Consider the following 12903-nt stretch of genomic DNA (forward strand, 5'->3'; position numbering starts at 1 on the left):
TAAATGCCAAAAGACGAGTCCGAAGACCCGTCCTTTTTGCACTATCAGACATCTATGCCGCTGCGCGATCACAATTCTCTTTTTGCCTTTTCGAGAATGTCCACGGACATTATTATGAGACAGTCCCTTGATTTAACTGAGTATCTAGTGAACCTTAAAAGCTATTATCTAAGATTTAAGAGGTATTAACTCTACTATAGTGGATGTTCCTGAGCGATTTAGTTGGATAAGCTCTGCACCATCTTCTGAGATGTAATTCTCATCCCCTTGTAATTTAAGCTCTTTCAGTTGACCATTCGTTACAATATAAGCAGTACTTTGATCATAGGTGACTACCTGACCCTTTGACCCGATCAGCGTCCTATCATTGTTAAAGGGTAGGGACCCTTCCCATTCAGTCTTAAGAGCAGGATTGCTGGCCAGGTCTACACGGTCAGCTGTTGTCTTAATCCTAATCAGTTTATTGTTTTCAATTTCCCCAATATAAACCTTGCCGTCTCCGAGACCTATGACCCGATCTTTACTATTCTTTGAAATCACGATACGCTTATCCCCACTTAATGCAATGACTTGTTGGGTTCCTCCTACTTTACTGTTAATATACAGTGTTCCATAGCGATCTGAAGCAACCATGTCATCTATGGTCTCCCCAGATCGATTGATTTGTCGCACGTTTTTCATGACATCAATTTCCATGAGTAGTTCAGTCGATCCGTTCTTGACAGTAAGGTAAATCAAATTGGTTGAAGTTGAGACTACTAATTCTTCAATTTTCCCACCTGCAGGGAATGTGTTAATGGTTTGATTGAATCGATCATCAGGCGGAGTATCCTCATCACTATTGGGAAGTGCCAGTGTATAGAGTTCAGTAATCTGAGGATTTCCATACCGCTTTTCAAGCTTAGGTTCAACTGGAACCTCTTTAGGGACTTCTTTTTTAACTTTTTCATTGGGGTCTTCCACTTTTGGATCTTGGGGAAGTACCCCTGCTTCTGGGTCTTTAGCCGGAGTCTGGGTTACTGGCTTAGTAGGTTGTACGGGAACATAGGTTATTGGATTAGGATTCTTCTTAGCATAGAAATAGAGTAGTGTGTCTCTGTCAGGCAACCATTGGTAGGTGAGTACACCCAGTGTTTTATCAGCTGCCGAGGGTAGCTCCTTTTCGAAGACGATTCGTTCTTTCGCCAGGTTAAAAATCTTAAGTGTCCCGTTCTCCGTATAAGCCAAATAATCCTTAGCATAGGATATTTGAATATTCTTGAGATTAGAGCCTGGGATGGTTGCTTTAAGTTGCGTTGTGATTGGTTCATTGATATCCCCTTTAGGAGCAAGTACATTGGCAACTTGCATGTTCAAATAGGAGTACGCTCCAAATTGCAGGATGAGTGACACTAATATCCAAACCAATATAATACGCAGTTTCTTTTTCATGCGAGGTCTCCTTTATAGAATAGTCAACTGGTTCAAGCTAAAAGCTGAACATTAAATAAAACTAAGTTGTTAAGGGGTCACTACAAAGGCTGTGGGAATATACCGCTCCCCGAAAATGTTCCAAAGTTTATTCATTACTTTACCATCATAGACGAGTTCTGAAGAAGATCCACCATCAAGATTAATAGCATTGACAGCATTATAATCAGCAAATACATTCATGAGATCACGTAAGGTGGCCCCTATACTCCAGGTCGGTTGTCGTCCATCAATTACGACAAAAATTACGGTTCCATCCGCCATTTGGCCGATTCCGGTGCGTGGAGCAATCCCCCATCCACCGTCTCCCGAAATTACAGGTTTACCATCGACTATTAAATTGGGTTCAAAGGTTACTGCTTCGCGAATGTTTTTCTCTACTAATTGCTTTGCGGTCATTTTACCAAGGACAAGTTTCCCTTTATCATCGAATCCGACAATATTTACCGCTTTGTCACCGACATTGTTGTGGACTAACTTTCCGTCTTGCATGGTTAGACCGTCAGGAAAAGCTCCGTTTCCTTTTCCATTAGGGTCATAGAACCCTCCGGCATTAATCCCAGCAACAGCTCCCATGTCCTTAACAAAATCGCTAACTCGTTCTCCTGTAACTCCAATTTCTTTGGTTACGGCCAATTTTACTCGCTTAGGGTCTTTTATCAACATTACTTTACCTTTAAAGCTACGGCCTTGAATATCTTCAATAGTTATTCCTGAATTCTTATCCGTCATTACTTGCTTGCGTTCGAAAGCTTGTCCACCGCTTGAGTCTTGAGATAAACTCCCATTCATAATCCGATTAATTTCATCTGGAGATAAAAATGCCTGTACTATCTGAGGATGTCGTGATGTAGCAACTGCACCCACAGCTACAGTTTTAAGAGATTGAAACGGTCCCCAGAACAAGACAAATGGAATAAGGATTGCTGCGAAAACGATATTAAAGCTTATGAATAACAAAATCTTCTTTATCCTAATTCTACTCTTTTTTATCATGCAAGTTCTATCTCCTTCTTTTGTAACAAATTAAAATTTTCTTTAATGACACTGGCATAGATTCCATTCTCATAAAAAACAACCGCAGATTTTGAGATGTGCGGCCAACGAATTACTACAAAGTTTAAGGTTATTTAATAACACCGTTCTCAGTATAACAAATCATGTATGTTCTATCAAGGATACCTATTAAGTATCTGGAAAAAATAATCAATAATCGCCCTCCAATTAATCCCATTTGCTTGTATAGTTCAATTATGTTGACCTGTATGACTACTTTTGGTGTTTGAAAAAGAATAGAACCGTCCTTTTTATAGCTAGAACGGCTCTATTCTCACGTAAAATCGCTTTATTATGACCCCTTAAGAGGGTTAATTTCAATCCTGTAGGTTAAATTGGCAGCTTTATCAATCATGTTTGCAACACTACAATATTTGCCCATCGAGAGTTGTACTGCACGCCTCAGTTTGACTTCAGGAAGAGCTTCACCCCAAAACTTATAAACTAGTTCAATATCCTTGAAAACCCTCGGATGATCGTTGGCACGTTCACCTTCTACGGTAGTTTCAAAACGCTGTATTTTAACCTGCATCTTTTCAAGAATCGTAACAATATCCATACCACTGCATCCGGCAATTGACATTAGAAGTAGTTCCATTGGGCTAGTTCCATGCCCAGTTCCTCCTGCATTAACACTAGCATCCATATTAGTCATCATCTTACTACTTCCTTCTCCCTGAAAAAACATTCCTTTAATATATTTTACTGATACTTTCATGACAAGACTCCTTTTCTGTCATAGTAAATCAATTGCTTTATGTCTTTTTACCAAACCGCCTATTTCAGATTACGAGTTTCTCCTTAACTTTCGACCATGACAGGTAGTATCCCTGCAGATTAAAGGAAAACTGAGTTCAGATTATTTGGCAACTGCGTCTATCTGATCCTCATTTGAACAATACTCTCTCTCTTGGCGCATTAGTGATTGATCAGGTATTTCAGTGCTTAAACGCAAGGGAAAAATAAGAACTATTAAAGCCAACCCTCCAATAGAAAGCGCGAGATACTGCATTGATAAAACTGAAAAGATTACAATCACCAGCTTCGAAGAGGTGCCTATTGCATAATTAAATGGTTTGACTAAGCTTAGATTAGCGCGTTGACGTTGATCAAGGGTTACCTCAGATCCTGTATTATTCGAAGGAATCCAAACAGGCTTACTCTCTGAATCTACCGAGTTGATCAGCTGATTTCCAGTCTTGTAAAAGGGATCTAAAGAAGAAATATAGATAAACCCTTTTGTCGTATAAATTTTATCAAGCTCTACAGCTGTACCTGTGACAGCAGCTTTCGTATAGGTTTTTTCGATTCTCAAAATATCTTCTTGACCAACATTAATCGGTCCATTATTCGTAATAATTGTATACAGACCGCGGTCAACTAATTCTATGTTGGAAACTTTAACATCTGCTAACACTATTCCAATCATGGATAGTAGGATAATAATCAGACTAATTAGTATTGTAGCTCCAGCTAACCGTTCACGATCAAATTTTCTTACTCTAACTAACACTCTTACACGTCCTTCACTTCTACAATTAATGTTTCGCGATTAAACTTAATGTTTTATAAAAAAATTAAATTCAAATCTAGTTTGCCCACAAAACACATTGTACTATAAATAGTTAGTGAAAGAAATGCAAATATGCTCACTTTGAGCCAAAGTGTTTTCCGAACCTGGACAGCATTTCTAAAAGATCGTTGGGGGTTAGGTTCAGGAAACGATTCGAATCGTTATTTACTGCTTTTGATTTAGTAAGTGTCTCAGCTCCCGTTAAATCCGGTGTGACAACTGAACGAATAAAGATCGTAGCAATTAGCCCCAAGATCAGCAGAGGAAGTGATCCTCGTAAGCCAGGGAACTTAAGGACCGGCACGATCAAGCTAACTGCAGGTGAATACAGAAGATCTGCATAGTTTCCTGTAATGGATATGGCAATAACTAGAGGTGCTTCAAGACTTTCTGGAGTTATAAGGCCTCGTTGTCCAGTCATCAACTCTCCATTCGTTGATAGGTTCCTGACATCCGTAGATGTGTTAGATTGTGAGTTAGAGTTTGTAATGTAGTTCGTTCCCTTTGTCATCCATTTTAAAAACTCTTGGAGTTCTGTTAAAGGCATTTGCACTATTTGACCATTCTTGACATCAAGAACAGGTATCCTGTCAACACGGAAAATTTGTTTTGTAATATATAGTAAAAGTTCTGCAATGATCATAACCAAAGAGGCTTCACAAACACTCCCCGCTAATAGAGGTTGGATATAAAACAGTGTTCCACTCCCCGTCGCAGAACTGATGGGAGCAAATATACTAATTCCTAGGTTGAGCGGCGCTTCGCTCAGGCTTATTGACGAATTAACAAACATTCGAATGCCCCCTTCGATATAATATATGGAAGCGAAAAGTTCTGTGCACGTCTAATTGGTGTGCTCAATATATGAAATAAAAATAAGTGCTAGTCATTAGCACTTATTTTAGGGGATGTCTCAATGTTCAGCTTTATCTGGAGTTTACTGCTTTTGCACAGTGGTAGGCACTTTGACTGTCGTATCTACATTGAAGCGAAAACTTGCTTCTGTAGCTTGTTCTACTCCCCCCTCAGGGTTGGGATTTATTCTCAAAGTTACTAAATGCTGCCCGTTTGTTGAACTCTTTCCTAATGCATCGCCTAAGACATTAATCTGACGAAAAGCGACGCGGGCCATGGCACCTGGTTCTAACGATGGTAAGTTTCCAGGTGAGGTTACTTTCTTAGTGTTATCCCCAACCAAAGTTACCTGCAATTCCACTGGAATGTTCGTCATTTTTTTAGCTGATGTGTTTTGAACTGTAGCGATAAGATCAAATGATTTGGTGGTAATCACTTGTGCCCCTTTTAAAGTTACACTGCCATACGTGAGATCCTTAACGACTGAAGCTGGTTCTACGGTCACTCCAAGCATTTTGATCTCCGGAATCCCACTGTTCTTTGATGCACTTGCCTCTGAATTTTGCCAGAATGAAAATCCTGCAAATCCTATGAGACAGATTACAAGAACGCTAGCGACCATGACGATGTATTTGCGGTTAATCGTAATGATTTTTGACAAACTTGAACACCTCCTATATCTATTAATTTTAATCTTTAAAAAAACCTATGCATGTCTCTCAGTAGACATGCATAGGTTTGGGAAAATATTTTTACTTATTTTTTCTTTCTCGTTCCTGATAAATCTGAAGACGAATATCATTGTGGACAGTTAAGCGGAAAATTCTTGAACATTGAATAATTCGTGATGTTGTTCGAACCCCTATATACTCCTCCATTTCATCGAGTGAAAGATTTGAAGTAATCACTGTGGGAAGTTGTTCATTCATCCGATAATTAATGATTGAATAAAGTCTATTCCGGGTCCAATCCGTATAATTATGAGCACCTAAGTCATCAAGGATAAGGATGGGAATTGTGCGGGCAGTATCTAGTAAATCCAGCTCATTAATCTCAGACTTGTAGGTTGCTCTTAGCTCATCCAGCAGATCAGGAACAATCAAAAAAAGGACTTGTAACTTAGATTCTATGAGCTTATTGGCTATGGCTGCGGCAAGAAATGTTTTTCCAGATCCAACTGGACCAGTAAACATAATTCCTAGACCGTGGGGATTCTGAAGACAATCTTCAACAAACCGTTGAGAAGCATTGAACGCCCTGGTAGCACCTTCTCGATGTGTTTGATCTTCAATTTCCTGTGTATAATAATCGAATCTGAATTTTTCAAAACGACATTTCATTAATTCCCTCGAGATCCTCGCATGGCGGAACTGATTCTCCCGTTTCTTCGTCTTCATACAATCACATGGATAAGCTAAATCCCCTTCAAGAAAGATACCTCGATCTTGGCAAATAGAACACTCGAAGGTTTTAGAAGGAATAGGAGCCGGAACATCCCTTTCTAAATCGGCCTTGAGTGCTTTATTAGTGATGCCCGTACTATTTAAGATATCTTTAACACTTCTCATATTAGATATCCTCCTTAATATTCACAAAAAACCTTACATTGTTTTAAAGATAAAAGTTCTCATATTTATTAGGAGTTGTTTTACGGGTCTGACTCTTAGGCTTGGTATTCTTTTTATCCTGACGAGACTGAAAATACGCATCTTCGGTTTCTATCTCAGCCCGCGTCTTTAAACCCTTTTTTTCCCATTCGCGAAGTATAGAGTCTAAATAGCGAAAGTTTCGAATACCAGCGCTCACGCCTCTTCTTAAGGCTTCAATAATCAACTCTTCTGAAAAATGGGACGATAACCAACGGTCAAGGTTTTGACATTCTATTTGAGTTAGCGGACGACCTAGCTCCTGTTCAAATGTACGTACTAAATTTTCCATAGGCAAGTTACTTGGTGGGGATATTAACTGGGGGGGAGTAAGAGTTTGTTTAAGTGTACGTTCTTCCTCCAACTGTTGAGAACGTTCTATCGCCCATAGCTCAGCAAGTTCCTCTATCAGACCTACCAAACTATAACTGTTACTCCACTTTGATTCGCTCGGATTCCAGTACCTTTCAATCGTTAGCAATTTTCGTTCCACCAACTGACCCAGACTCTCCTCAATATTGGAGGAAGACGCAGTCATTCGACCCTTTAAAGTAGCGATTGATGGATAGGGATTTGATTCTGCCTCGCAGAGAATCTGAATTAAAATCATCATCTCAAGATCATTCAAGCCAATTTCTTTATAATGAGTTAAGAGATATTTCGGAATTGAAACGTTACCTGAAAAGAAAAGAGCTTGTGTAAAGCTCCCATAAACACTAACCTTATTCATTTACGTCACTCCCCATGTACCGTTCAAAAATATGATAAGAAGATAATTCTCTTATTGTGCAATATGTCTGATTATAAGATTGAATCGCGGAAAAATTGACTGTTCACTTCTTTATTTTGACAAAAAACAATGAATACCTCTTAAAATAAATGCCATTTTATGGAAGGATAATGATAGCCCTTTGGCGTATATAGTTGGCATATGGATAAAGGAGGAAAATACATGGACTTTCAACAACAACTTATTCAGATCGTCGATAAATCGGGAGCTCACTCAGCTTGGGGAGTTAAACATTGTTTCAGAGTATATCATCTGTCCAAAGAACTTTCAAGTCATTTAGCACTTGATGATGAAGTTCTTTATACGGCTGCTATGCTACATGACACGGGAAAATACCCGGTTTATGCCCTCAAGAGTATTGACCACGCTTTACGTTCCAAAGGGGTTGCTGCAAATATCTTGCAACAAATGATGTTCACTCCGATCAAATTACCAATAGTTTTAGACGCCATAGAAAACCACATGTACTATTCGGAACCTGGTCGGAGTGACGAAGCAGTCTACTTACGCGAATCTGATATTTTAGATAATTTAGGCAACATTGGTTTAATGCGGTTATTTAGTTTAGTCGGGCAAGATGAATTAATCCAAACTCCTGAAGATGCCATCGAAAGAGCTCGCCTCTTCGCAGATGCTCTTCCTAACAAAGTCTCCACAAAAGCTGGCAAACGTTTAGCCGTAAAGCGCCGTGAGGAAACCCTCCGCTTCTTAGCCGGTATAAAACGCCAAACATCGGAATATGCCTGGCTTTAACACCCTTAATTCTTTAGTGTCGTGTTTTACGTTGTTCTTCCAGCCAGCGGGTCATGCTATCAAGGAGGTTGACAACCTTCTCATAATCACGGGTTCGTTGCCCATCATCGATAAGCTGTTTAAGATGGTTCCTAAGCCGTACATAAGCTCTGTTAACATGTGTACGAGATAGGCCTGTTTTCGGCTTTCTGTCTCGATGGTAACTTTGCTGAACAGAAGGTTGGGTTGATTTAGCAAATTCTTGTTCAGATGCCAAACGTCCCTTATCCTCGGTTATACCTTGAGGCTCTGTTCTTAACCAAGCTTTTGGAGTAGGATGAAGAATGATTTGATCGGACAAGAACTCAATCATTTCTCCCAGTTGGGGAATAATGGGTTTCTTCTCGAACAATTGTTGTATTTTCTCAGCAAAGATCGTTTGAGATTCTAACTCTCCGTGAACTAGAATAATTTGCTCAGCTTTTTTTTGTGAATTAGAAAGCCAATTAAGTAATTCTCCTTGGTCCGCATGGGCTGAAAGGCCATCCATATGATTGATACGTGCTTTGACCGCTACCTTTTCTCCATGTATGGTTACGACCTCTGCGCCATCTGATAGCAGACGACCGAGGGTTCCTTGGGCCTGATACCCTACAAATAATACGGTAGCGTTCTCACGCCAAAGATTGTGTTTGAGATGATGTTTAATCCGCCCTGCATCAGCCATGCCGCTAGCCGCAATAATAATGGCTCCTTTTTCAATCTTATTTAGAGCCATAGAATCTGCAGCGGTCTGACTGAAATGAACGTTTGGCATTTTCAAGGGATTACTGCCCTGCTTAATCAGGTCTTGTGTTTCTTGATCAAAATGGGCTGTGTTTTCTTGGAATATTTTTGTTGCTGCGATGGCTAAAGGACTGTCAATATAAACTGGCAAAGTAGGTATGCGCTGCTCGTTTTGCAATTTTCGGAGATAAAATAGTAAATCTTGGGTACGTTCAATTGCAAAAGCAGGAATAATCAAATTCCCTCCAGCTTCATGGGTTGAACGAATTGTTTCAGCAAGTTGCTCCATACGGTCAATCGTTTGATTATTTTCGGACTTTTCGGAGTGGAGTCGATTCCCATAAGTCGTTTCCATTATGACAATATCTGCTTCGTTTATAATGCTGGGATCTTCAACATAAGGTTGGTTACTATTTCCAATGTCACCAGAAAAAACAATAGTTTTAGTAAAGTCTTGTTCTTTAACATAGAGTGAAACATGTGCCGCACCCAAAATATGACCAGCATCAGAAAATTTGAACGACAAGGTTGGAACTAAGTCAACGAGTTGTTGATAAGAGGTTGCCTTAAAATACGCTATAGTATCAATGGCATCTTGGACGGTATAGATTGGATTTAAGGGTTGAATTCCTGCTCTTAAACGCTTACGATTCTTGCGTTCAACTTCCATCTCTTGAATATGACCACTATCTGGAAGCATGATAGAACATAATTTTATGGTTTCAGGGGTTGCCCAAATTGAACCCTTGAATCCGGCTTTAATAAGTTTGGGAAGCATACCAGCATGATCAGTATGGGCATGCGTTAAAATAACTGCATCAATGCTCGCGGGATTATAGGGGAATTCATTGTAATTTAACTCTTTAAGTGCCTTAGAGCCTTGAAACATTCCACAATCAATTAGGATACGTGATTCGCCTGATTCGACAAGAAAGGATGAACCCGTGACAACTTGCGCAGCTCCGAAAAAACTAATTTTCATCAAATCAATCCTCCAAAAAATAGCGCCTCGCAAAGCTTTTCTAATCTAAATTATAATAGAAAATGCTTCATAGACGCTTTACAAATTAAATATTAATTCTATGCATAGCAGTTCACTCTATATTGTTTGTGATTTAAGATTAAACGATTTTCTAATAATAGTTTACCTGTTTGTCTGAAGATTCGCAATATAATTAATCTCCGGGATTTTTAATCAAGCAAGAAAAACTTAAGCTTAACTGCTTTTAAAGCCGCTTGGGTGCGGTCTTCTACCGCTAATTTTCGATAAATGCTGGATAAATGGTTCTTTACGGTCTTTTCACTAATAAATAATGAGGTACCAATCTCTCGGTTAGATGAGCCTTGTACCACATAGTGAAGAATTTCCATCTCTCGATCACTGAGTCCACAAGTATCTTTTACGGGGCTTGGATGACTCAATTGCCCCATTAACTTACCGGTAACAGCAGGAGATAAGATGGGTTCACCGGAATATACCTTGCGAATTGAGTGAATCAATGTTTTAGAATCCACGTCTTTTAGAAGATAGCCTGCAACACCAATTTGAAGGACTTGAAATATTTTCTCATCAGAATCATCAACAGTGAGAACCAGTATTCCAATATCCGGGTATTCACGACGAATGACACGTCCAGCTTCTAAGCCATTCACCACAGGCATATTAAGATCCATTAATAAGATATCGAATTTCATCTTTCGGGCGACATTAATGGCACCTTGTCCATCCCCTACTTCGGCAACAACTTCGATTCCTTCTTCAAATTCTAATATGCGACGTAGTCCCTCCCTTAACAGGGGGTGATCATCGGCAATCACGATCTGTATCAAGTTGTCGTACCTCCTCCTGACTCGATGGAATTGACAATTCGATTAAAGTCCCCTTCCCTAAAGTAGATTGGATAGAAAAACGCCCTGAGAACATTTCTACTCGTTCGCGCATTCCGACGAGTCCAAAATGTTCCCCGGGTGCATTCATCGCAGATTTGACCTCAAACCCTTTGCCATAGTCATGAATCCGTGCAATCATCCAATCCTCTCGATATATAAGCCATACTTCGACCTTAGGCGAGCAGGCATGTTTTGCAACATTGGTCATTCCTTCTTGAACTAAACGAAAAAGGGCAACTTCCATAGCCGGAAGAAGTCGTTTTTCACGTCCCTCAATCCGAAGCTTACATTTTATCCCATAATTCTCCTGGAAGTTATCTAGGTATTTCGTAATTGCTGGCACAATTCCTAAGTCATCCAAAGCCATCGGTCGAAGATCAAAAATTATTCTTCGTATATCTTGGAGATTTGCCCGTACTAAATTTTTCAGGTCCATTAGCTCGGCTTTGACTCGGCTAGGATCTAACTCAAGTAACTTTTCGGCAATTTCCAAACGCAAAACGATATTCGCGAGGGTTTGAGCAGGTCCATCGTGAATTTCTCTCGCCACGCGTCGGCGTTCTTCTTCCTGTGCTCTAATTACACGTAAACCCATCTCAAACCGTTGTTCGTTGGTCTGGGTATGCAGGGCCTCGGCTAAACCACCTTGTAATAAGCTGATTGCCATTCCCACCTGAGTCATCAAATTTTGAGCACGCTCGATTGTTGCTTGCATCTGACGAAGGGATCGTTCAAGATCATCTCTGCGATTACGCAATTGAACTTCCTTATGCTGTAAGAGTTGTAATTTTACCTGGGCATCTTTTGCTTCTGCATAAGTCTCGATCATTTCTTCTTGGGTGTGTATGTGATGCGCACGATTTACTTCCATGAGTTTCTGACGCATGCGCCGATCAATTCTTTCTTGACTGTCCACTTGGGAAATCACTTCTGCAATGTTAAGTTTTAGCTGAGAGAGTTCATTAATCAGGCGAGTAGTCTCAGTCCGTGACGTTTCTGCAATGAAGAAAATTTCTTCTTTTCCTGATTCAATCGCTGATAATGTTTTCTTTAATATTTCTCCCAACTGATCCAACAAAACTATTCCTCATTTCAATCTAGATTAATGCCTAAACCTTCTCTACTATCCTTAATTCGACACTGAAATAGTATTTCCTACTTCTTCGCAAGAAATATCCTAAAGATAGGACCTTTTTCCTAATCGCTGAGCTTGTCTAAATTTCCTCTCTAGTCTACGAGGAAATTTAAGCTCATCTGTGGTGCATAGGACGACTTTCCAACCTTCCTTAATATAAATCTGCAAATCAATGGCCTGGTTAGGATCCTGTAGACAAATCAGTGTATCCTCTACTTGGGCTAAAAATGTCTGACCCATTAACTTGGAGTTCCAAGTTATTTTTTTATTTGGAAAGGAAAAACTTAGGACATGTTTTAAAGTGACCATAAGTTCTCCTTCTGCACTACCCTTAGTTATTATAACCTTTTCACTGTCATCTTTAGTAGTTTTTTCTACGAACTCTTCTGTAACTTTTTTTGTAACTTCTTCTGTGACTTCCTCTATAGCTTCTTCTGTAGCTTCCTCTGTAGCTTCCTCTGTAGCTTCTTCTGCAGCTTCCTCTATAGCTTCTTCTGTAGCTTCTTGTCTCATACATTCGGCTGCTATCTGATGGGATTCCATCACCTTCGAAATTCCTGCTTGTAGCATCCTGTTCATCGTCTCGCGAAACGTCGGAAAGTTATTAATCACACGTGCGTCAGGAAGTTGCTGTTCGAGAAGTTGTTTTAAGCCATCTTCTAAATATTCTGAAGGAAACGTAGCAAAACCCAAAAATACTGCTGCAATTTTCGCAACAATCAAACTACCTTCTTGAAATTCTGCCTCCGAATCTACTCCTGACAGTAAACATACTGTAAAGATTTTTTCGGTAATTTGCTTAACCCAGTCTTCAATTCGTGGATCATGATGAAAAATAGTCTCCAATTATACACCTCCAGATAGATTGTATATCTCTTGATAGCTATGCTTGTTTTCTGGAGGGTATGAATAACAAAGGATTAAAATCTCACAGAATTGTTCTGGAATTGTTAAGCTCCTCAGAGTTAAC

13 protein-coding genes are annotated in these 12903 nt (G+C 39.7%); 1 reads left to right on the top strand and 12 read right to left on the bottom strand.

The annotated features are described in order from the left end of the window. Window positions 1-168: 168 nt before the first annotated feature. From JL57_RS31660 to JL57_RS31695, 8 genes are all read right to left on the bottom strand, one after another. Complete coding sequence (locus tag JL57_RS31660; protein ID WP_034145853.1) at window positions 169-1431, bottom strand: hypothetical protein; 1263 nt, start codon at window positions 1429-1431, stop codon at window positions 169-171. A 69-nt stretch (window positions 1432-1500) separates the two neighbouring features. Then, entirely contained in the window at window positions 1501-2466 is a 966-nt protein-coding gene (locus JL57_RS31665; protein ID WP_034145854.1) for a phosphodiester glycosidase family protein, read from the bottom strand. 352 nt (window positions 2467-2818) lie between these two features. Beyond that, window positions 2819-3244: an OsmC family protein gene (locus tag JL57_RS31670; RefSeq protein WP_034145855.1), complete on the bottom strand. Its 426-nt coding sequence runs from the start codon at window positions 3242-3244 to the stop codon at window positions 2819-2821. A gap of 141 nt (window positions 3245-3385) precedes the next feature. Further along, window positions 3386-4039, bottom strand: coding sequence for a hypothetical protein (locus tag JL57_RS31675; RefSeq protein ID WP_034145856.1), 654 nt, complete (start codon window positions 4037-4039; stop codon window positions 3386-3388). Between the two features lie 136 nt (window positions 4040-4175). Next, window positions 4176-4892, bottom strand: coding sequence for a hypothetical protein (locus tag JL57_RS31680; protein WP_034145857.1), 717 nt, complete (start codon window positions 4890-4892; stop codon window positions 4176-4178). Between the two features lie 144 nt (window positions 4893-5036). After that, window positions 5037-5615, bottom strand: coding sequence for a hypothetical protein (locus JL57_RS31685; RefSeq protein WP_034145858.1), 579 nt, complete (start codon window positions 5613-5615; stop codon window positions 5037-5039). A 91-nt stretch (window positions 5616-5706) separates the two neighbouring features. Beyond that, complete coding sequence (locus tag JL57_RS31690) at window positions 5707-6522, bottom strand: ATP-binding protein (RefSeq protein ID WP_034145859.1); 816 nt, start codon at window positions 6520-6522, stop codon at window positions 5707-5709. A 43-nt stretch (window positions 6523-6565) separates the two neighbouring features. Continuing rightward, the gene (locus JL57_RS31695; protein WP_034145860.1) at window positions 6566-7330 is read right to left on the bottom strand and encodes a DnaD domain-containing protein; all 765 of its coding nucleotides are present in this window, start codon (window positions 7328-7330) and stop codon (window positions 6566-6568) included. A 222-nt stretch (window positions 7331-7552) separates the two neighbouring features. Here JL57_RS31695 and JL57_RS31700 point away from each other — a divergent pair, with 222 nt between their 5' ends. Then, window positions 7553-8143, top strand: coding sequence for an HD domain-containing protein (locus JL57_RS31700; protein WP_034145861.1), 591 nt, complete (start codon window positions 7553-7555; stop codon window positions 8141-8143). 13 nt (window positions 8144-8156) lie between these two features. Here the strand turns inward: JL57_RS31700 and JL57_RS31705 are convergent, their stop codons facing one another. From JL57_RS31705 to JL57_RS31720, 4 genes are all read right to left on the bottom strand, one after another. Further along, window positions 8157-9890: an MBL fold metallo-hydrolase RNA specificity domain-containing protein gene (locus tag JL57_RS31705; protein WP_034145862.1), complete on the bottom strand. Its 1734-nt coding sequence runs from the start codon at window positions 9888-9890 to the stop codon at window positions 8157-8159. Between the two features lie 209 nt (window positions 9891-10099). Continuing rightward, a complete protein-coding gene (locus JL57_RS31710; RefSeq protein ID WP_034145863.1) occupies window positions 10100-10738 on the bottom strand; it encodes a response regulator transcription factor in 639 nt (212 codons plus the stop codon). After that, a complete protein-coding gene (locus tag JL57_RS31715) occupies window positions 10713-11876 on the bottom strand; it encodes a sensor histidine kinase (protein WP_291300826.1) in 1164 nt (387 codons plus the stop codon). Before JL57_RS31715 ends, JL57_RS31710 begins: the two co-directional genes overlap by 26 nt. A 99-nt stretch (window positions 11877-11975) precedes the next feature. After that, complete coding sequence (locus JL57_RS31720) at window positions 11976-12779, bottom strand: hypothetical protein (protein WP_034145864.1); 804 nt, start codon at window positions 12777-12779, stop codon at window positions 11976-11978. Window positions 12780-12903 lie beyond the last annotated feature (124 nt).

It is taken from the genome of Desulfosporosinus sp. BICA1-9, assembly GCF_000802135.1.